At 73.2% G+C, this 20,127-nt stretch carries 16 protein-coding genes; 8 read left to right on the forward strand and 8 right to left on the reverse strand.

What is annotated here, in order from left to right; genetic code table 11:
* The first annotated feature begins 199 nt into the window (after positions 1–199).
* The 3 genes from ABD323_RS30430 to ABD323_RS30440 are packed head-to-tail and all read left to right on the forward strand — an operon-like array spanning position 200 to position 2,192.
* Positions 200–520, forward strand: coding sequence for a type VII secretion target (locus ABD323_RS30430; RefSeq protein WP_344445251.1), 321 nt, complete (start codon positions 200–202; stop codon positions 518–520).
* Between the two features lie 2 nt (positions 521–522).
* Positions 523–1,782, forward strand: a complete 1,260-nt coding sequence (locus ABD323_RS30435; protein WP_344445252.1) for an amidase domain-containing protein — start codon at positions 523–525, stop codon at positions 1,780–1,782.
* Positions 1,782–2,192: a hypothetical protein gene (locus ABD323_RS30440; RefSeq protein ID WP_344445253.1), complete on the forward strand. Its 411-nt coding sequence runs from the start codon at positions 1,782–1,784 to the stop codon at positions 2,190–2,192. Before ABD323_RS30435 ends, ABD323_RS30440 begins: the two co-directional genes overlap by 1 nt.
* A gap of 45 nt (positions 2,193–2,237) precedes the next feature.
* Here the strand turns inward: ABD323_RS30440 and ABD323_RS30445 are convergent, their stop codons facing one another.
* Both ABD323_RS30445 and ABD323_RS30450 read right to left on the reverse strand, forming a co-directional pair.
* A complete protein-coding gene (locus tag ABD323_RS30445; RefSeq protein ID WP_344445254.1) occupies positions 2,238–3,851 on the reverse strand; it encodes an MDR family MFS transporter in 1,614 nt (537 codons plus the stop codon).
* Between the two features lie 134 nt (positions 3,852–3,985).
* Positions 3,986–4,474 carry a MarR family winged helix-turn-helix transcriptional regulator gene (locus ABD323_RS30450; protein WP_344445255.1) on the reverse strand — a complete coding sequence of 163 codons (489 nt, stop codon included), beginning with the start codon at positions 4,472–4,474 and terminating at the stop codon, positions 3,986–3,988.
* Between the two features lie 279 nt (positions 4,475–4,753).
* On the opposite strand from ABD323_RS30450, the gene ABD323_RS30455 reads away from it, so the two are divergent.
* Positions 4,754–5,758 (forward strand): ABC-2 transporter permease, encoded by a 1,005-nt coding sequence (locus tag ABD323_RS30455; RefSeq protein ID WP_344445256.1) that lies wholly within the window; start codon positions 4,754–4,756, stop codon positions 5,756–5,758.
* A gap of 27 nt (positions 5,759–5,785) precedes the next feature.
* Here ABD323_RS30455 and ABD323_RS30460 read toward each other — a convergent pair whose 3' ends face one another.
* The 6 genes from ABD323_RS30460 to ABD323_RS30485 form a co-directional block, all read right to left on the reverse strand.
* Positions 5,786–6,316, reverse strand: a complete 531-nt coding sequence (locus ABD323_RS30460) for a GtrA family protein (protein ID WP_344445257.1) — start codon at positions 6,314–6,316, stop codon at positions 5,786–5,788.
* A gap of 152 nt (positions 6,317–6,468) precedes the next feature.
* On the reverse strand, positions 6,469–7,941 hold the full coding sequence (locus ABD323_RS30465; RefSeq protein ID WP_344445266.1) for a hypothetical protein: 1,473 nt from the start codon (positions 7,939–7,941) through the stop codon (positions 6,469–6,471).
* Positions 7,942–8,221: 280 nt separating this feature from the next.
* Complete coding sequence (locus ABD323_RS30470; RefSeq protein WP_344445258.1) at positions 8,222–8,638, reverse strand: PIN domain nuclease; 417 nt, start codon at positions 8,636–8,638, stop codon at positions 8,222–8,224.
* The gene (locus ABD323_RS30475; protein ID WP_344445259.1) at positions 8,635–8,850 is read right to left on the reverse strand and encodes a type II toxin-antitoxin system VapB family antitoxin; all 216 of its coding nucleotides are present in this window, start codon (positions 8,848–8,850) and stop codon (positions 8,635–8,637) included. The genes ABD323_RS30470 and ABD323_RS30475 overlap by 4 nt, the downstream gene beginning before the upstream one ends.
* Before the next feature lie 185 nt (positions 8,851–9,035).
* Positions 9,036–11,447: an endopeptidase La gene (lon, locus tag ABD323_RS30480; protein WP_344445260.1), complete on the reverse strand. Its 2,412-nt coding sequence runs from the start codon at positions 11,445–11,447 to the stop codon at positions 9,036–9,038.
* A 159-nt stretch (positions 11,448–11,606) separates the two neighbouring features.
* Positions 11,607–12,356, reverse strand: a complete 750-nt coding sequence (locus ABD323_RS30485; RefSeq protein ID WP_344445261.1) for a rhomboid-like protein — start codon at positions 12,354–12,356, stop codon at positions 11,607–11,609.
* Between the two features lie 534 nt (positions 12,357–12,890).
* Here ABD323_RS30485 and ABD323_RS30490 point away from each other — a divergent pair.
* The 4 genes from ABD323_RS30490 to ABD323_RS30505 all read left to right on the forward strand — a co-directional run.
* On the forward strand, positions 12,891–13,622 hold the full coding sequence (locus ABD323_RS30490) for a response regulator transcription factor (RefSeq protein ID WP_344445262.1): 732 nt from the start codon (positions 12,891–12,893) through the stop codon (positions 13,620–13,622).
* 65 nt (positions 13,623–13,687) lie between these two features.
* On the forward strand, positions 13,688–14,845 hold the full coding sequence (locus tag ABD323_RS30495) for a sensor histidine kinase (protein ID WP_344445263.1): 1,158 nt from the start codon (positions 13,688–13,690) through the stop codon (positions 14,843–14,845).
* A gap of 381 nt (positions 14,846–15,226) precedes the next feature.
* Complete coding sequence (locus tag ABD323_RS30500) at positions 15,227–18,985, forward strand: multifunctional oxoglutarate decarboxylase/oxoglutarate dehydrogenase thiamine pyrophosphate-binding subunit/dihydrolipoyllysine-residue succinyltransferase subunit (protein ID WP_344445264.1); 3,759 nt, start codon at positions 15,227–15,229, stop codon at positions 18,983–18,985.
* 153 nt (positions 18,986–19,138) lie between these two features.
* Positions 19,139–20,127 (forward strand): serine/threonine-protein kinase (locus ABD323_RS30505; protein WP_344445265.1); only part of this gene is annotated, 989 nt, incomplete at its 3' end.

Here is a 20,127-nt window from a genome sequence, read left to right on the forward strand (position 1 = left end):
GCTGAGCCTGATCGTCGGCTGAGTCCCGCCACCGGGCCCCGGGCCCCGAGCCACCGCGAAGGCCGCGAGGTGACCCCACCTCGCGGCCTTCGCCGTTCGCGTCCCCGAGCCCGGGGCTCAGCGGCCACGCCGCCCCGGGCCGCGGATGATCAACCCGGTGGCGGGGCTGCCTAGGATGGGCCCCGCGAAAGGGGGATCCATGAACGACATCAACGTCCGACCCGAGGGCCTGCGCACCACCTCGGCCTCGGTGCGCACCACCTCCGGGCAGCTGGCCCCGAAGGCCGGCCACTGGCTGGACGCCAGCTTCGCGGCGCAGGCCCCGTACACCGGCTGGGAGTCCGCCGGCGCGCTGAACGACGCGGCCAACGCCTGGCAGACGCACATCGCCTCGGTGGTCCAGCAGTTGCAGACCTACGCCGACCAGATCGACCAGTCCGCGAACGCCTACGACGCGGTCAACCAGGAGGCCACCCGCCGCTTCAACCAGGCGCTGAGCGACCTGAACGCGGGGAGCTGACGATGGTCACCCTCGGACAGCTGGCGAACGCCGACCAGGGCGCGATGCAACGGGCCGCCGGCGGCTGGATGGCCCTCTCCAAGGAGGCCTGGCAGGCGGTCAACGACATCCACGACAACGGGGTGGACCCGCTCAAGAGCAACTGGCAGGACCGGGTGGGCCAGTCCGCCGGGCAGAAGCTCGCCGAGCAGGCCCGGATCCTGGAGGCCGGCGCGGACGTCATGCGCGGCGTGGCGATGGTGCTGGACGGGCTGGCGGCCAGCACCGGCTACGCGCAGAGCACGCTGAACAGCGCGCTCGACCTGGCCCGCGGCTGCAACCTGGTGGTGGACCTCGCCCAGGGCGTCGTCGTGCCGGGGCCCGGCCAGCTGAGCCCCGACGACCGCGAGCAGATCTCGCAGGTCGACCGGCTGCTGGCCGAGGCGCAGCGCGAGGCCACCCAGGCCGACCGGCAGGCCGCCGCCGAACTGCGCAAGCTCGGCGCGGCCACCTGCCTGACCGATCCGGACGCCGCGCTCAACCAGTACCAGAACGAGGCCTCGCGCACCGAACTGGCCATGTACCAGGGCGACATCCCCACCGGTGCCGACCCCGCGACGGTCGCCGCCTGGTGGCGGGCGCTGACACCGGCCCAGCAGCAGCAGCTCCAGCTCTCCGAGCCGGTGGCGCTGGCCGGCCTCGACGGCATCCCCGACAGCGTCAAGCTGGACCTGCGCGGCGGTCCGGACGCCAAGTACGACCGGGTCAAGCTGGTGCAGTGGACGCTGGACCACTGGAACGACGACAGCACCAACGTCTTCGACGACAACTGCACCAACTTCGCCTCGGAGGCCCTGGCGGCCGCCGGCGTCCAGTACAAGGGCGACTGGACGCTGGACGGCGACGGCTGGGGCAAGGGCGGCCAGAGCGGCTGGAACTGGCTGGACGCGCACGACCACTCGCACACCGCGAGCTGGGCGGCGGCGCAGAACATGCACGACTTCATGGTCGGCAACGGCGGCCAGGAGATCCCGCCGGACCAGGTGAAGCCGGGCGACCTGGTGTACTACGAGGAGGACTCCGACCAGGACGGCCAGGACGGCAAGGGCGTCATCCACCACACCGCGATCGTCACCGCGGTCACCCCGGACGGCGACATCCGCTACACCCAGCACAGTGGTGACATGCAGAACGGCTCGATCGGCGGGCGGATGGACGCCTTCCAGGAGGGCCGCGGCCACCAGAAGCTGCACTTCGTCCGCGTCCAACCGAACTGGTACTGATGACCACCTCACACCTCCCGCACCCGACCGCCGCCGCGCCCGCGCCCGCCCGGCTGCGCTACCCCCTGCTGCTGGGAGCCGCCGGGCTGCTGCTCAGCGGCTTCGCGATCTGGGCCGACGGGCACTTCGTCGACGACGTGCTGCGGCACTGCCGGAACAGCGCCGGCCTGCCGGTGTCCGGTGTCGTGGCGGCCTGGGCCGGGCTGGCGGCCGGGCTGCTGGCCGTGCTCTGGCTGGGCCGCCACCTGGTGACCCGGCGCATCGCACCCCGCGCGCGGGCGGCGGTGGGCGTGCTGCTGGCGGTCAGCGTGCTGCCGCTGCTCGTGCAGGGCATCGCCGTCACCAGCGCGCTGCACGACAGCGGCCCGCGGCCCAGCCCCTGCTTCGGGCTCGCCGCACCGCGGAGCTGAGGCGGGGCCCCGGCCCCCGCGCCCCGGCGCCCGGCCCCCGGTCCGTCAGGCCTCGGCCGGCACCGGGTCGGCCACGGCCGGGGCGGCCGCCCGGGCCGTGGCGGCCGGGGTGCCGCCGTGCAGCGGGACCTCGCGGATGAAGAGCACCACCACGAAGGCCGCCAGGACGAACGGGGTGGCGACCAGGAAGACCGTGCCGACCCCGTGCCCGAAGGCGTCGGTGACCAGCGGCACCAGCGGCGCGGGCAGCGTGTGCAGGTCGGGGATCTGCCCGCCGCCCAGCGCCTGCCCGCCGGCCGCCGGCAGGTGCGCGGCCCGCAGGTTCTCGCCCAGGTAGGCGGTGACCCGGCTGCCCAGCAGGGCGCCGAGCGCGGAGACGCCCATCGCGCCGCCCATCGTGCGGAAGAACGTGACGGCCGCACTGGCGGTGCCCAACTCCTTGGCCGGGACGGTGTTCTGCACCGCGAGCACGAGGTTCTGCGAGGTCAGGCCGAGGCCGACGCCGGTCAGCGCCATGGAGAAGGCGAGCGAGCCGTAGCCGGTGTCGGCGCGGGCGGTGCCCAGCAGCAGGAAGCCGACGGTCAGCAGGAAGGTGCCGGCCACCAGGAACATCTTCCACCTGCCGTACTTGGTGATCAGCCGGCCGGCGACGGCCGAGGAGATCGCCAGGCCCAGGATCATCGGCAGGGTCAGCATCCCGGCCATGGTGGGCGTCCTGCCGCGGGCCAGCTGGAAGTACTGGCCCAGGAAGGTGGTGGTGCCGTACATCCCGATGCCCACCAGCGCGCTGGCGGCGGCGGCCAGGCTCACCGTGCGGTGCCGGAAGAGCGTGAGCGGGATGATCGGCTCGGCCGCCCGGCTCTCGGTCAGCACGGCCAGCGCGCCGAGCAGCAGCCCGCCGCCGACCATCGCCGCGCTCTGCCAGGAGGCCCAGGCGTAGTCCTTGCCGGCCAGCGTGACCCAGATCATCAGCAGGCTCACCGCGCCGGCGATCAGCAGCGCGCCCAGGTAGTCGATCGTCGCCCGGCGCCGGACCACCGGCAGGTGCAGGGTGCGCTGCAGGACCACGATGGCGATCAGCGAGAAGGGGATCCCGACGTAGAAGCACCAGCGCCAGCCGAGCCAGGGGGTGTCCACGATGACGCCGCCGATCAGCGGTCCGCCGATCGTGGCGAGTGCGAAGACGGCACCGAAGTAGCCGCTGTAGCGGCCGCGTTCGCGCGGCGGGACCATCGCCGCCAGGCAGATCTGGCCCAACGCCACCACCCCGCCCGCGCCCACGCCCTGCAGCACCCGGCAGGCGATCAGCTGGCCGGTGTTCTGCGAGAGGCCGGCCAACGTGGAGGAGAGGATGTAGATCACCAGCGCCACCTGCACCAGCAGCTTCTTGCTGACCAGGTCGGAGAGCTTGCCCCAGATCGGGGTGGAGGCGGTGAGCGAGAGCAGCGCCGCGGTGATCACCCAGGTGTAGGCGGACTCGCCGCCGTGCAGGTCGGTCAGGATCCGCGGCAGCGCGTTGGAGACGATCGTCGAGGAGAGCACCGCCACGAAGAGGCCGATCAGCAGCCCGGACAGCGCTTCGAGGATCTCGCGGTGCGTCATCGGGCGGTCGGCGGCGCTCGCACCGGGGCCGGTGCGAGCCGTTGGGGTGCTGGTCATGGCAGTCCTTCGGCCGGGTTGCGGCGAGCTGGGAGGGGGCGGCGAGCCAAGGAGTTCGTTGCCTTGGGCAACCATATCGAAAGATGGTTGACCCAGGCAACCATCTTCTTCCAGGGACTCCGCTCCCCCAGCCGTCAGAGATCCTGCTCCGGCAGGCTCGACTTCTGGTCCACCGTGGCCACCGTCTCGTTGAAGCGGCCCAGCAGGACGGCGAAGCGCGCCAGGTCCTGCGCCTCCCAGCTGCCGAGCATCTCGCGGAACGAGGCGAGCCGGGCGTCGTGCGCCAGGCGGTAGCGCCGCCAGCCGTCCTCGGTGAGCGAGACGAGCGAGACCCGGCCGTCCAGCGGGTCCGACTCGCGGGCCACCAGGTCGAGTTCCTCCAGCGCCTTGATCTGCCGGCTGATCGTCGCCTTGCCGACCCCGAAGTGCGCGCCCACGTCGGTCACCCGGACCTGGCCGACCTCGTACAGGTACGCCAGCAGGCTGTAGGCCATCCCCTCCAGCTGCGGGTGCACCATCCGCGACATCGCGGCCGAGCGCGCCCGGCCCCGACGGAAGAGCAGGGAGACCTCGCGCTCCACCGCGCGGAACGCCGCCTCACCCGTCGGGTCCTGCTCCACCACGTCGACCACCACTCACACCGGCTGCGCGCCGCCAGCCGGCGCGCGATCAGTATCCACCAGCCCCGCGGGCCGCCCGCGCCCCGCGGGCCCGGCCGGGCGGCGCGAAATCACCGGCCCGACATGACCGTAATGGTAGGAATGACCAGCTTGGTCCGCCCGTCCGCCCGTCCGCGCCGAGGAGACCACCGATGCCCAGCCGGCCAACCCCCGACGGTCCCGGATTCACCGCCGAGCTCAGGGAACGCCGTCACCGGCCGCGCGGCCTTCCTGGTGGTCGCCGTGCTGCTGTTGCAGCTGGGCTTCATCACCTCGTACGTCGGCGCGCTGCACGACCCGAGCCCGCACCGGCTCTCGATCGGCGTGGTCGCCCCGCCGCCGGCGCAGCAGCAACTGCTGACCGCCCTGGCCCAGGTGCCGGACGAGGCCGTGCGCCCCCGTGCGGTGGCCGACCGGGCGCAGGCCGAGAGCCTGATCAGGGACCAGCGGCTCTATGCGGCGCTGCTCGTCGACCCGGCCGGCAGCCAGGACACGCTGCTGGTGGCGAGCGCCCGCGGGCCGGCCGCCGCCACCGCCGCGCAGAAGATCGTGGGCGGCCTGGAGCAGGCCCAGGGCCGCACCGTGCGGGTCGAGGACGTGGTGCCGCTGGCCCGTGGGGACGCCGAGGGCCTGTCCGGCTTCTACCTGGTGGTCGGCTGTTGCGTGGGCGGCTACCTGGTCGCCTCGATCCTGGGGATCAGCGCCGGCTCGCGCCCCGCCAACCGGCACCGGGCGGCGATCCGCACCGGCGTGCTGGCGCTCTACGCGGTGGCGGCCGGGCTCGGCGGCGCGCTGATCATCGGGCCGGTCCTGCACGCGCTGCCCGGCAGCACCTGGGGACTCTGGGGCCTGGGCACGCTGGTGGTCTTCGCCGTGGGCACCATCACCATGGCGCTGGAGTGCCTCTTCGACGTGATCGGGATCGGCATCGCGGTGCTGCTCTTCGTGGTGCTCGGCAACCCGAGCGCCGGCGGCGTCTTCCCGCCGCCGCTGATGCCGCCGTTCTGGCGGGCGATCGGCCCCTGGCTGCCGAACGGCGCGGGGACCGACGTGGCCCGCTCGATCGCCTACTTCGACGCCACCCGGCTGACCGGGCCGCTGCTGGTGCTGGCGGCCTGGGCGGTGGTGGGGCTGGTGGTGACCGCGCTCGCCGTCAGCCTGCGTCCCGGGGGCGGCCGGATGGGGGCCGCCCCGGGGAGGCAGGCCGACGGCGAGGACGCGTCGACCCCGCGTCGCACGCCCGCCTGACCCGGCCGCCGGGGCGCGTCACCGTGGTCAGTGCCGCGGACCGACCGGCTCGGCCGTCGCGTCCTGGAGCTCCTCGTCGGCGCGCTGGGTGGTGAAGACGAACTTCTTCATCGCCCAGTAGCGGAAGGCCATGGCGACCAGGGTGCCCAGGATCATGCCGGCCAGGAAGTCGGAGATCTCCTGGGTGAAGTGGCTGACGTGCGGCTCGCGCAGGTTGAACAGGTAGCGGCTGGCCAGCAGCGGGAGGTCGTTGACGCCCACCGCGAGCGCGCTGACCACGATGAACGGGATGGCCTCCTTGTGGCTGCCCTCCGAGCGGAACGACCACTGGCGGTTGAGCAGGTACGAGACCACGGTGGCCAGCGCCGTCGCGATCGTCAGCGCGACCACCGGCTTGGACTGGCAGATGCTGAATCGCAGCGCGTAGTTGATCGCCAGGGTCAGCACGAAGCACGTGCCACCCACGAGCAGGAACTTCACCAGGCTGCGGTGCTGCACCAGGAAGGGACGCAGCGGCCCCGGCACCTTGGCCAGGGCTTTCTGTGTAGGCGACGGCATTGGCGCAGTTTCGCACGAGTCCCCGAGGGCCCGTCACCCGACTCCCCGGATCCGGGCCCGCGACGGGCGCCCGGACGCCCCGGACCCGGGCCCGCCGCGGCCGCGCGGAGCGGGCCGCCGCGGGCCCGGGTCGTCCCGCCGTCAGCCGGCCCTCAGCCCGCCGCGATCCGCACCACGCCGGTCGTGGTGCCCTGGTAGACCACGCCGCCGGGGGCGATCGTGCCGGCCATCTGCAGGGTGTCGTAGACGAAACCGGCGCCCAGGTGGGCGGTCCGCACGACCGCGCCGGTCCGCGGGTCGATCTCCGCGTAGGCGTACGGGTCGAGCAGCGAGGTCCAGTCGGTGCCCGGGATCACCGGCCGGCGCAGCACGGTGTGGATCAGCCGGTCGCCCAGCGACAGCCGCGGGACGGCCGCCGAGCGGACGGCGGTGTCCCAGGTCAGGTCGCAGCCCGAGCCGTCGGGGCGGACGTCCACCCGGCTGAGGCCGCCGTCGAAGGCGGCCGAGGCGGGCACGCCGGGGCCCGCGCCCGCCGGCAGCTTCGGGTACGGGTAGCCGTAGGTGCTCGCCACGAAGACCGCGTCGCCGGCACCGATCGGCGAGTTCTCGCTGCCGCTGCCGCCGGCCCGCAGCACCCCGACCGAGCAGACCTGGGCGCCGTCGTCGGTGCGGTAGACCAGCAGGTGCACGCCGGGGGCGGCGTTGTCGACGATGGTCAGGTAGTCGGTCCCGGTGGTGGGGCCGAAGAAGGTCGGGGTCGAGCCGCTCCCCCAGCTCAGCTGCCCCGGCTTGCGGCCCGGGCCGCGGTCGTACGCCTGGCGCCACCGGATCCGCGGTACGCCGTCGGGACCGGCGACCAGCAGGTAGGTGGCGGCCGTGCTGGTGACGGCGGTGCCGGCGGGGGCGGTGGAGATGCTGTTGGCGACCTGCTCGCCGGCCGGCAGCGCGAGGGTGCCCACCACTCCGCCGCGGTCGTCGGCGGTGCCGACCAGGCCGCCGCCGGTGGCGAACCAGACCCGGCCCTGCCAGTCCGGTGACAGGCCGACCACCGAGTCCCCCTCGGGCACCGCGCCGGCCAGCGGGAGCGAGCGGTCGACGGTGAGCGTCCAGGAGCCGTTCGCGGCGCGGTGGTGGCCGATCCGCAGCAGCGACCGGTCGCCGTCGACCGCCACCAGCCGGTCCTCGTTGTCCAGGTAGGCGTACACGCCACCGAGCAACGACCCCTTGACCAAGGCGAGTTCGGCGATCGACTCGCCACTCGCCGGGTCCAGCAGGTGGACGGTGGGAGTGAGCCCGACGATGGTGGTGCAGAGCGCGAGGGGGTAGCCGTCGGAGCCCACCAGCACGGTCGGGCAGGCCGAGGCCAGCGCGGCCCGGTGCGAGGTCAGCGGCCCGGCGGCCGGGCCGGGCAGCGCGGTGGCGTCCGAGGAGCCGGTGTCGCCGTGCATGGTGGCGGTGCCGTCCGGGCCGGCGTACGGGTTGTGCGGCGGCAGGGAGTTCAGCAGCGGTGGCGGTGCGGCCGAGGCCGCCGGGGCGGCGAGGGCCGGTCCGGCCGGCGCGAGGGCCAGGACGAGCAGGGCGGCTGCGGAGACGACGGCAGCCCGTGCGGGCAGCGCGAAGCGCATGACGGGTCCCTTGGTCGGTGGGAGGGTGAGGGCGGGGGTGAACGGCACGGCGGCGCACCCGCCCGGCCCGCCGGGAACGAGAGTCGGCCCGGCCGCACGGCCGGGCGGGTCACCGCGCTCAGCGCGCGCGGCGACAGATCGCGGAACACGAGCGCGCCAGGTCGACGGCCAGTCGACGGCTCAGCCACGTGTGCGAAGTCATGCCCCCATGCTCGCAACTGACACCCCGTCTCACAACACCGTCTCACCCTCCGGTCGCCCTCACCCGCCCTCGCCGAGGTCAGTCGGCCGTGCCCGCCGGGACCACCCAGCGGGTGGACTGGCCGGTGACCTCGGCGATCATGTCGTAGTCGCCGTCGTCGTGCAGGACGGTGACACCGTGGCGCTCCGCCACCGCGGCGATCACCAGGTCCGCCATGGAGAGCGCACGCCGGTTGCCCGCCCCGACCAGGGCCGCCTGGACGTCCAGGGCGCGGTCCCATGCCTCGTCCGGCGTCGGCAGCCAGTCGAACCCGCGCATCTCGTCGCGGATGCGCTCGGCGTCACCGCGGGACCGAGCGCTACGCAGCACCTCCAGCTCGACCGCTCCGCAGATCGCCAGCAGGCCGGCGTTGTGCAGCGGCTCGACGACCGCCCGTACCGCCGGCTTCGGGTAGCGGGCCAGCACCGAGGTGTCGATCAGGAACCGGGCGATCACCTCGCCCGGTCCGTCGCGCGCGGGTCGTCCACCGGGCCGGTCAGGTCCGGCAGGCCACCCTCGGCGAGCCAGCCCAGGAACGACGTGCGCTTGCGGCGCTTGATCGCGTCCTCGAGCGCGGCGTTGACGGTGGCCACCTTGGTCGTCGTCCCGAAGATCGCCGCGGCCTCGGCGAGCATCTCGTCGTTGACGTCTATCACCGTGCGACTCATGACGACCTCCAGGGAGCGGACGGCAGCGATCGATATCAAATCCTAGCGTTTTTGATATCGATCGCTGCCGGCTCGACGACCTTCGCCCCCGCCCCGCACAGCGGCGCCGGCGCCCGGCGGATCCGGGGATCCGTCGGGCGCCGGCGTGGGATGCGGGGCGGGGGTGCCGCGGGGTGCGGGTCGGGTCAGGCGGCCTGGGCGGAGACCAGGACGTCGGCCGGCTCCAGGGCCAGCGCCAGCACCTCGCGGACGTCGGCCACGGGGTGGACGGTCAGGCGCTCCAGCACCTCGGCCGGGACGTCGTCCAGGTCGGGCTCGTTGCGCTTGGGGATGATCACCGTGGTGACCCCGGCGCGGTCCGCGGCCAGCAGCTTCTGCTTGACCCCGCCGATCGGCAGCACCCGGCCGGTCAGCGAGACCTCCCCGGTCATCGCCACGTCGGTGCGCACCTTGCGGCCCGACAGCAGCGAGGCCAGCGCCGTGGTCATGGTGATGCCGGCGCTCGGGCCGTCCTTGGGGACGGCGCCGGCCGGGACGTGCAGGTGGATGCCGCGCTCGCGCAGGCCGGTGACCGGCAGCTCCAGCTCGGCGCCGCGCGAGCGCAGGTAGGAGAGCGCGATGTGCGCGGACTCCTTCATCACGTCGCCCAGCTGGCCGGTCAGCGTCAGGCCGGTCGAGCCGGTCTCCGCGTCGGCCAGCGAGGCCTCGATGTAGAGCACGTCGCCGCCCGCGCCGGTGACCGCCAGCCCGGTCGCCACGCCCGGCACCGCGGTGCGCGCCTCGGCCGGCTCCTGGGCCGCCTCGGGCGTGTGGTGCGGGCGGCCGATCAGCGCGCGCAGGTCCTCGGCGCCGATCGCCACTGGCAGCTCGCGCTCGGCCAGCTCGCTCTGCGCGGCGACCTTGCGCAGGATCCGGGCCAGCGCCCGCTCCAGGTTCCGCACGCCGGCCTCCCGGGTGTACTCGCCGGCCAGCCTGCGCAGCGCCGGCTCGTCGAGGGTGACCTCCTCGGCCGTCAGCCCGGCCTTCTCCAGCTGGCGGGGCAGCAGGTGGTCGCGGGCGATGACGACCTTCTCGTCCTCGGTGTAGCCGTCCAGGCGGACCAGCTCCATCCGGTCCAGCAGCGCCTCGGGGATGGCCTCCAGCACGTTGGCGGTGGCCAGGAAGACCACGTCGGAGAGGTCCAGCTCGACCTCCAGGTAGTGGTCCCGGAAGGTGTGGTTCTGCGCCGGGTCGAGCACCTCCAGCAGGGCGGCGGCCGGGTCGCCGCGGTAGTCCGAGCCGACCTTGTCGATCTCGTCCAGCAGGACCACCGGGTTCATCGAGCCGGCCTCCTTGATCGCCCGCACGATCCGGCCGGGCAGCGCGCCGACGTAGGTGCGCCGGTGACCGCGGATCTCCGCCTCGTCGCGCACGCCGCCGAGCGCGACCCGCACGAAGTCCCGGCCCATCGCCCGGGCCACCGACTCGCCCAGCGAGGTCTTGCCGACCCCGGGCGGGCCCACCAGCGCCAGCACCGCGCCGCCGCGCCGGCCGCCGACCAGGCTCAGCCCCTGGTCCGCGCGGCGCTTGCGCACGGCCAGGTACTCCACGATCCGGTCCTTCACGTCGGCCAGGCCCGCGTGGTCGGCGTCCAGCACCGCCCGCGCGCCGGCCACGTCGTAGCCGTCCTCGCGGCGCTCGTTCCAGGGCAGCTCCAGCACGGTGTCCAGCCAGGTGCGGATCCAGCTGCCCTCGGGCGACTGGTCGGAGCTGCGCTCCAGCTTGTCGACCTCCTTGAGGGCGGCCTCGCGCACCTTCTCGGGCAGGTCGGCGGCCTCCACCCGGGCGCGGTAGTCGCCCTCCTCGTCGGCGGCCTCGCCGTTCAGCTCGGCGAGCTCCTTGCGCACCGCCTCCAGCTGGCGGCGCAGCAGGAACTCCTTCTGCTGCTTGGCCACGCCCTCCTCGACGTCCTTGCGGATGGTGTCGTTGACCTCCTCCTCGGCGAGGTGGTCGCGCAGCAGGGTCAGCGCGTACTCCAGCCGGGCCACCTGGTCGGCCTCCAGCAGCGCCTTGAGCTTCTGCTCGGCGGTGGCGAACGGCGCGTAGCCGATGTTGTCGGCGAGCTCGCCGACGCCCTCGATCGCGGACAGCCGGTCGACCAGCTGCCAGGCCCCGCGCTTGCGCAGGTACTGGGTGGAGACCGCCTTGTACTCCTTCATCAGCTCGGCGGCCCGGCCGGCCACCGGCAGCCCGACGGCGGACTCGCGGAAGGGGGTGGTCTCCACCCAGAGCGCGGCGCCGGGGCCGGTGGTGCCGGCGCCGATCCGCACCCGGCGCACCGCCCGCACCAGCGCGGCGGGCTCGCCGTCGGCCAGCCGGCCGACCTGCTCGACGGTGGCCAGCGCGCCGACCGACGCGTACGAGCCGTCCAGCCGCGGCACCAGCAGCACCTGCGGCTTGCCGCCGTCCACCGACGCCCGCGCGGCGGCCCGGGCGGCCTCGACGGCGGCGCGCACCTCGGTGTCCTTGAGGTCCAGCGGCACCACCATGCCGGGCAGCACGACCTCGTCGTCGAGGGGCAGCACGGGCAGAGTGAGCGGAGCGGACGTCGATGCCATGATCTCTCCCCAGTCAGTGAACTTGAGTCGATGGGACTAAGGCCTGGCGAGGGCTGGATGTTCCCGGGACTCTGTTCGCTCTGAGCGATCAACGGACGACGGTCCGGCGGAGCGCGCGAAGCCGCTGCTCAGCGCCCCGCGCCTGCTGCTCAGCGCCCGTCAGGCGCCTTCGAGCGCCGGGCGGCGTACCGCGCGCCGCTCCCGGCTCCGGCGCGGGCCGCGCGGCGGGCGGCGCAGCGGCCACCACAGCGCGATCCCGACCAGCAGCGCGGTGGGGTGCCCGATGGCGGTGACCAGGTCCCGCGCGCTGAGCATCTGGTGCCCGACCAGCAGCAGCGCGCCGGCCAGCGCGAACCCCCGGGCACGCGGCGAGAGCAGCCCGCTGACCGCCCCGAGGCTGGCCAGCACGCCGTAGCTGACGCCGATGTCCAGCTCGTCCAGGATGCTCGGGCCGACCTGCCCGGTGGCCACCGCCAGGGCCACCACGGCCTGCGAGACCAGCGTGCCGGCCACGTGCCCGGCCGCGAAGACGCCGGCGGCGCGCAGCGAGCCGATCCGCCGCTCCAGCGGCGCGACGGTGAAGGTGAAGCCCCACAGGTAGGGCATCCAGACCGGCCCGGCCACCCAGAGCCCGCTCATCAGCAGCGAGCGCAGCGGGGTGTGCAGCAGGTGGTGGCCGTCGGTGCTGGACATGCTCTGCAACTGGTGCACCAGGTCCTGGTTGCCGAACCTGGCGAAGACGGTGGTGCCGGCGAGGACCAGCAGGTAGCCGACCGCGAAGGGGTTGCGCCGAGGGGTGGGCATCCGGTCCAGCACCCAGAGCAGCGGGCCGGCCCGCAGGCCCAGCCGCAGACCGGCGTAGGGGGTCACCGGGGCGGTGGGCAGGCCGCCGCGTGATGAGTCCGCCATGGGGCCTCCGCTCGCTCGGTCCGGCCGCTCACTGCGGGTGGCCGGGTGCGCTCGCTCCGCGTGCACACCGTGCCACCTCGGGCCGGTTCCGTCCACGGTACGGGGTACGTCTGAGAGTCCGGTGAGGATCGCACTGTGGTGCGCGTTACGGCAGTTCAGCCTCTGGTCCGTACCAACGGCCCAGGTCGGGGCGAGGACCGGGCCGGCCGGGGGCGCCGACGCTTTCGTGCCTACGGACCGTTACGGTAAGTCGACATGGACGGGTAAGGTAGCGGCCCGTGCTGGTGCCCCGCGGCGCGCGCCACGGCTGGCGGTCCGCAAATCTGCGGTCCGGCTGCCGGGGCTCGCCCGGTGTCCGTACGCTGCGATGTGCGCGTACCGGATCCGCGGCCTGGAAGCCGCCGGTCCGGTCGTGCCGGTCGGAGCCCGGGGCGACCTCAGCCGGCACGGAACAACGACGGAACCGAGACTACGAACGGTGCCCGCCACACCCACAGGTGGCGGCCCGCAGGCCCTGGGGGCGGTGGCGTGACCGTGACAGAGATTCAGCAGGACACCAGCGGCAGCGGTGTGATTGCCCAACGACGTGTACTGGTGGTGGAGGACGAGCCCACCATCGCGGAGTCCATCGCGGCCCGCCTGGGCGCGGAGGGCTTCAAGGTCGCCGTGGCCCACGACGGCCCCGGCGCGGTGGACGGCTTCCACACCTGGCAGCCCGACCTCGTGGTGCTCGACATCATGCTGCCCGGCTTCGACGGCCTGGAGGTCTGCCGCCGCATCCAGGCGCAGCGCCCGGTCCCGGTGCTGATGCTGACCGCCCGCGACGACGAGACCGACCTGCTGGTGGGCCTGGGCGTGGGCGCCGACGACTACATGACCAAGCCGTTCTCGATGCGCGAGCTGGCGGCGCGGGTGAACGTGCTGCTGCGCCGGGTGGAGCGGGCCCAGCAGGCCGCCAGAACCCCCGCGCTCGGCTCGCTGCGCTTCGGCGAGCTGGAGATCGACCACGTGCAGCGCCGGGTCCGGCTCGCCTCCGGCGACGTCCACCTGACGCCCACCGAGTTCGACCTGCTGGCCTGCCTGGCGGCCCAGCCGCGGGCGGTGCTCACCCGCGAGCAGTTGCTCGCCGAGGTCTGGGACTGGACCGACGCCTCGGGCACCCGCACCGTCGACAGCCACGTCAAGGCGCTGCGCCGCAAGATCGGCGCCACCTGGATCCGCACCGTGCACGGGGTCGGCTACGCGCTGGAGGCCCCGGTGTCCTGAGGGCGGCACGCGGTACACCTGCGGGGGAGCCACGGGGGCACAGGAGTACGGGGACCACAGCACCGATGAAGACCACGACCGCGCGCGCTCGCACGGAGTCCGAGGCGCCGCCCGAGGGGCGGCTGCTGAGCCGCGCCGCGGCCCGGCTCTGGCGTGAGCTGCGGCTGCTCGACCCGCTGCGCTCGATCAAGGGCAAGCTGACCCTGCTGGTCATCGTCTCGGTCATGCTGGCCACCGGCATGGTGGTGATCGCGATCCGCTCGGAGACCCAGATCCGGGTGATCATGACCTTCTCGATGATCGCCTCGCTGCTCTTCATGCAGTTGCTGGCGCACACCCTCACCGCGCCGCTGCGCGAGATGACGGCCGCCGCGCGGGCGATGGCCGGCGGCGACTACAGCCGCCGGGTGAAGGCCGGCTCGCGCGACGAGATCGGCGAACTGGCCACCGCCTTCAACAAGATGGCGGCGGACCTGGAGGCGGCCGACCGGCACCGCCGGGAGCTGGTGGCCAACGTCTCGCACGAACTGCGCACCCCGATCGCCGCCCTGCGGGCGGTGCTGGAGAACGTGGTGGACGGCGTGGTGCAGCCCGACCACGCCACCCTGGGCGCCGCGCTGGAGCAGACCGAGCGGCTGGGCCGGCTGGTCAGCCACCTGCTCGACCTCTCCAAGCTGAACGACGGCGTGGTGCCGCTGGACGCCCGCGAGTTCGAGGTCGGCCCGTTCCTGACCGGCGTGCTGCGCGGCCTGACGGTGGACGGCGCCACAGCCGGCGGCGCCTGGAGCCGGCGCGGCGACGTCCGGCTGCGGCTGGACGTCCAGCCGCAGACGCTCACCGCGCTGGCCGACCCGGAGCGGCTGCACCAGGTGGTGGCGAACCTGGTGGACAACGCCTGCAAGCACTCCCCCGCCGGCGGCCTGGTCACCGTGCGGGCCCGGGCCGGCAGCGTGCCGCTGGCGCTGCTGCTGGAGGTGGAGGACCAGGGCCCGGGCATCCCGTTGCAGGACCGCACCCGGGTCTTCGACCGCTTCAGCCGGGCGGGCGCGCCGACCGCCCAGGGGCCGGGCAGCGACGGCGGAACCGGCCTGGGGCTGGCCATCGCCCGCTGGGCGGTGGACCTGCACGGCGGGCGGATCGAGGTGGCCGACGGTTCGCAGGGCTGCCTGATCCAGGTCACGCTGCCCGGCGAACCGCCCGCCGCGCCGCGCCCCCGGCTCTGAGGGGCTCCGCCTCGAGGGGACCCCGGTCCGGGCGGCTGCGCCCGGGGTCCCCCGGGCGCAGCCGATCACCGTTCTGTCCAGCTCGGCCGGTTCTGTCACATAATTGGGACATATCGGTGATCGACAGCGCCCGATCGATCGCATCCCGCCAATCCTGCCCGGTATTGTCCGAGTTGGTGGGGTTTTGGTGCCCCGGACGGAATCGCTCGTTTCCCCTCTAAGAGAACTTCCTAACGCACGATTCCGGCCAATGTGGCCGACGGCACTGTGATCTGGGCGACGCCAACCCCCCGGGGACTGCGCGATCACTCGTCAGGGGCGTAGCCTTAATCCCCGCTGTCCAAACATCCCAAAAGGAAGCGGAAGAGGGCGGTTGCCGCCGTGTCGCCACAGTCCCCTGAGACCCCCAACAGCTCGGCCCCACGCACGAAGACGGAGCCCACTGGCTTCGGTCCCAATGAGTGGCTCGTCGACGAGATCTACCAGCAGTACCTCCAGGATCCCAACTCGGTCGACCGAGCCTGGTGGGACTTTTTCGCCGACTACAAGCCCGGTACCGAGGTGACCCCAGTGACCCAGGCCGCGACCCAGGTCGGCCCCACGCCGACCCCCGTTGCCGCCCCTGCCCCTGCTGCCGTGCCCGCGGCGCCTGCCGTCGTCGCCGCCCCGGTAGCCGCGCCCGCCGCGCCTGCCGCCGCCGCGCCGCTGGCAGCCGCTCCGGCCGCGCCGCCGGCCCCGAAGGCGGCCGCTGCGGCCCCCGCGGCCGTCGAGAGCACCGGGCCCGAGCTCGTGCCGCTGCGTGGCCCGGCCAAGGCCGTCGCCACCAACATGGACGCCTCGCTGGAGGTGCCCACCGCGACCTCGGTGCGCGCCGTGCCGGCGAAGCTGTTGATCGACAATCGCATCGTCATCAACAACCACCTGCAGCGCGCCCGCGGCGGCAAGGTCTCCTTCACCCACCTGATCGGCTACGCGCTGGTGCAGGCTCTGAAGGCGACCCCGGGGATGAACCACAGCTACACCACCAAGGACGGCAAGTCCTTCCTGGTGAAGCCGGACCACATCAACCTGGGCCTGGCCATCGACCTGGTGAAGCCCAACGGCGACCGCCAGCTGGTCGTCGCGGCGATCAAGAAGGCCGAGACGCTCGACTTCTTCGGCTTCTGGCAGGCGTACGAGGACATCGTCCGGCGCGCCCGCGGCAACAAGCTGACGATGGACGACTTCACCGGCGTGACGGTCTCGCTGACCAACCCCGGTGGCATCGGCACGGTGCACTCGGTGCCGCGGCTCATGCAGGGCCAGGGCACCATCCTGGGCGTCGGCGCGATGGAGTACCCGGCCGAGTTCCAGGGCTCCAACCCGGAGACGCTGGCCCGCCTGGGCGTCTCCAAGATCATGACGCTGACCTCGACCTACGACCACCGGGTCATCCAGGGCGCGGCCTCCGGCGAGTTCCTGCGCTCGATCCACCAGCTGCTGCTGGGCGAGCACGGCTTCTACGACGAGGTCTTCGAGTCGCTGCGGATCCCGTACGAGCCGGTGCGCTGGGCCACCGACGTGGCCACCACCCACGACGACGAGGTCAACAAGACCGCCCGCGTCATGGAGCTCATCCACTCCTACCGGGTCCGCGGCCACCTGATGGCCGACACCGACCCGCTGGAGTACAAGCAGCGCAAGCACCCCGACCTGGACGTCGTGGAGCACGGGCTGACCCTGTGGGACCTCGAGCGCGAGTTCGCGGTCGGCGGCTTCGGCGGCAACCGGATGATGAAGCTGCGCGACATCCTCGGCCTGCTGCGCAACACGTACTGCCGCACCGTCGGCATCGAGTACATGCACATCCAGGACCCCAAGCAGCGCAAGTGGCTGCAGGAGCGCCTGGAGAAGCCGTACACCAAGCCGGAGCGCGAGGAGCAGCTGCGCATCCTGCGCCGGCTGAACTCCGCGGAGGCCTTCGAGACCTTCCTGCAGACCAAGTACGTCGGCCAGAAGCGCTTCTCGCTGGAGGGCGGCGAGTCGCTGATCCCGCTGCTGGACGCGACCATCGACGCGGCCGCCGAGCACCGCCTCGACGAGGCCGTGATCGGCATGGCCCACCGCGGCCGCCTCAACGTGCTGGCCAACATCGTCGGCAAGCCGTACGGCAAGATCTTCGGCGAGTTCGAGGGCAACCTCGACCCGAAGTCGATGCACGGCTCCGGCGACGTGAAGTACCACCTGGGCTCCGAGGGCACCTTCACCGGCCTGGACGGCGAGACCATCAAGGTCTCGCTGGCCGCCAACCCCTCGCACCTGGAGACGGTCGACCCGATCGTCGAGGGCATCGTCCGCGCCAAGCAGGACGTGCTGGACCAGGGCGGCACCACCTTCCCGGTGCTGCCGATCCAGATCCACGGCGACGCGGCCTTCGCCGGCCAGGGCGTCGTCGCCGAGACGCTGAACATGTCGCAGCTGCGCGGCTACCGCACCGGTGGCACGATCCACCTGGTGGTCAACAACCAGGTCGGCTTCACCGCTGCCCCGGCCAGCAGCCGCTCCTCGATGTACTGCACCGACGTGGCCCGGATGATCGAGGCGCCGATCTTCCACGTGAACGGCGACGACCCGGAGGCCGTGGTCCGCGTGGCCCGCCTGGCCTTCGAGTTCCGTCAGGCGTTCCACAAGGACGTCGTGATCGACCTCATCTGCTACCGCCGCCGCGGTCACAACGAGGCCGACAACCCCTCGTTCACGCAGCCGCTGATGTACGACCTGATCGACAAGAAGCGCTCGGTGCGCAAGCTCTACACCGAGGGTCTGATCGGTCGCGGCGACATCACCATGGAAGAGGCGGAGTCCGCGCTCCAGGACTTCCAGGGTCAGCTGGAGAAGGTCTTCGCGGAGGTCCGCGACGCGGCCGCCGCGCAGGTGGCGGCCCCGGCCGGCCGCCCGGTGGCCGACTTCCCGGTCAACATCCAGACCGGCATCTCGCAGGAGATGGTCAAGCGGATCGCCGCCTCGCAGGTCAACCTGCCGGACTGGCTGACCGTGCACCCGCGCCTGCTGCCGCAGCTGCAGCGCCGGGCCGCCTCGATCGAGGACGGCACCATCGACTGGGCCACCGGCGAGACCCTCGCCATCGGCTCGCTGCTGATGGAGGGCCACCCGGTCCGCCTGGCCGGCCAGGACAGCCGCCGCGGCACCTTCGGCCAGCGCCACGCGGTGCTGATCGACCGGGTCACCGGCGAGGACTACACCCCGCTGCTGTACCTGACCGAGGACCAGGCCCGCTACACCGTCTACGACAGCCTGCTGTCGGAGTACGCGGCGATGGGCTTCGAGTACGGCTACTCGCTGACCCGCCCGAACTCGCTGGTCATGTGGGAGGCGCAGTTCGGCGACTTCGTCAACGGCGCGCAGACCGTGGTCGACGAGTACATCGCCTCGGCCGAGCAGAAGTGGGCCCAGCACTCGGGCGTCACCCTGCTGCTGCCGCACGGCTACGAGGGCCAGGGACCGGACCACTCGTCCGCGCGCCCGGAGCGCTTCCTGCAGCTGTGCGCGCAGAACAACATGACGGTCGCGATGCCGACGCTGCCCTCGAACTACTTCCACCTGCTGCGCTGGCAGGTGCACAACCCGCACCACAAGCCGCTGGTCGTCTTCACCCCGAAGTCGATGCTGCGTCTGAAGGCGGCGGCGAGTGCGGCGGAGGAGTTCACCTCCGGCTCGTTCCGCCCGGTGATCGGTGACTCCACCGTGAACCCGGCCGACGTGCGCAAGGTGGTCATCACCGCGGGCAAGTTCTACTACGACCTGGAGGCGGCGCGCACCGAGCGCGGCGTCACCGACACCGCCCTGGTCCGGATCGAGCGGCTCTACCCGCTGCCGGTGGCCGAGCTCCAGGAGGAGCTGAGCCGCTACGGCGAGGACGTGCAGTTCATCTGGGCCCAGGAGGAGCCGGCCAACCAGGGTGCCTGGCCGTTCATCGCGATGAACCTGGTCGACCACCTCGACGTGGTGATCGGCCGCAAGGCCAGCGGTGGCCGCCTGCGCCGGGTGGCCCGCAACGCCTCCTCGGCCCCGGCCGTCGGCTCGGCCAAGCGCCACGCCGCCGAGCAGCAGGGCCTGATCGACGAGGTCTTCAGCCTCTGACGTCGCGCCCGCGAGGGCGACGCACCTCCGTGACACCCGAAGGGCCCGGTCTGCTCGCAGGCCGGGCCCTTCGGCGTCCGGCGAGATCTCGGCTCGGTAACCAAACCCCGCCCCCCGCGCGGCGCCTGAGGGGCCGTCGATAACCTCGGCCCCATGCCTGACGAGTCACGCCCTGCCGCTCCCCCGCTGCCGGCCTTCCAACCGCTGCACCCGGACGACCCGTTCGAGGTCGCCGGCTACCGGCTCTTCGCCCGGCTCGGGGCCGGCGGCATGGGCCGGGTCTACCTCTCCTACACGCCGGGCGGGCGGCCGGTGGCGCTCAAGGTGGTGCGCCCGGAGTTCGCCGAGGACGCCGAGTTCCGCCGGCGCTTCGGCCAGGAGGTGACCAACGCCCAGCGCATCCACGGGCTCTACACGGCGCAGGTGATCGACTCCGGCACCGGGGCGGACGCGCCCTGGCTGGTCACCGCGTACGTGCCCGGGCCCTCGCTGCAGCAGGTGGTGCGCGAGTACGGCGCGCTGCCGGTGCGCACCGTCCTGCTGCTGCTGGGCGGCATCGCCGAGGCGCTGCAGGCGATCCACAGCGTCGCCGTCGTGCACCGCGACCTCAAGCCGGCCAACGTGCTGGTGGCCGCCGACGGTCCGCGGGTGATCGACTTCGGGATCGCCCGGGCCGCCGACGCCACCGCGCTGACCGGCACCGGCTTCCGGATCGGCTCGCCCGCCTTCATGGCGCCCGAGCAGGCCCAGGGCCGGCCGGTCACCGCGGCCACCGACGTCTTCGCGCTGGGCGCGCTGACCGCGTACGTGGCCAGCGGGGTGCCGCCGTTCGGCGAGGGACCGGAGACCGCGGTGCTCTACCGGGTGGTGCACGAGCCGCCGGAGCTGGACGCGGTGCCGGGCGGCCTGCGCGAGCTGGTGCTGCGCTGCCTGGCCAAGGAGCCGCAGGACCGCCCGACGCCCGCCGAGATCATCGAGTGGGCCCGCAACCACCCCGAGGTGGGCGGGCAGTTGCGGTTCGCCGACGACTGGCTGCCCTCGCCGGTGAACACCGAGATCACCCGGCGCGCCGACCTGCCCAGGACCCCGCCGACCCGGCTCCCGGCGCTGCCGGCCACGCCGCCGACCGTGCCGCCACCGGC

It is taken from the genome of Kitasatospora nipponensis (assembly GCF_039528135.1).
Taxonomy (GTDB): Bacteria; Actinomycetota; Actinomycetes; order Streptomycetales; family Streptomycetaceae; genus Kitasatospora; species Kitasatospora nipponensis.

What these genes read in the sequence shown, in the direction of transcription:
- ABD323_RS30460 (WP_344445257.1), bottom strand. Translation starts at nt 6,316, where the DNA reads ATGCCGTCGCCTACACAGAAAGCCCTGGCCAAGGTGCCGGGGCCGCTG.
- ABD323_RS30440 (WP_344445253.1), top strand. Translation starts at nt 1,782, where the DNA reads ATGACCACCTCACACCTCCCGCACCCGACCGCCGCCGCGCCCGCGCCC.
- ABD323_RS30435 (WP_344445252.1), top strand. Translation starts at nt 523, where the DNA reads ATGGTCACCCTCGGACAGCTGGCGAACGCCGACCAGGGCGCGATGCAA.
- ABD323_RS30445 (WP_344445254.1), bottom strand. Translation starts at nt 3,851, where the DNA reads ATGACCAGCACCCCAACGGCTCGCACCGGCCCCGGTGCGAGCGCCGCC.
- ABD323_RS30475 (WP_344445259.1), bottom strand. Translation starts at nt 8,850, where the DNA reads ATGAGTCGCACGGTGATAGACGTCAACGACGAGATGCTCGCCGAGGCC.
- lon (WP_344445260.1), bottom strand. Translation starts at nt 11,447, where the DNA reads ATGGCATCGACGTCCGCTCCGCTCACTCTGCCCGTGCTGCCCCTCGAC.
- ABD323_RS30430 (WP_344445251.1), top strand. Translation starts at nt 200, where the DNA reads ATGAACGACATCAACGTCCGACCCGAGGGCCTGCGCACCACCTCGGCC.
- ABD323_RS30465 (WP_344445266.1), bottom strand. Translation starts at nt 7,941, where the DNA reads ATGCGCTTCGCGCTGCCCGCACGGGCTGCCGTCGTCTCCGCAGCCGCC.
- ABD323_RS30485 (WP_344445261.1), bottom strand. Translation starts at nt 12,356, where the DNA reads ATGGCGGACTCATCACGCGGCGGCCTGCCCACCGCCCCGGTGACCCCC.
- ABD323_RS30495 (WP_344445263.1), top strand. Translation starts at nt 13,688, where the DNA reads ATGAAGACCACGACCGCGCGCGCTCGCACGGAGTCCGAGGCGCCGCCC.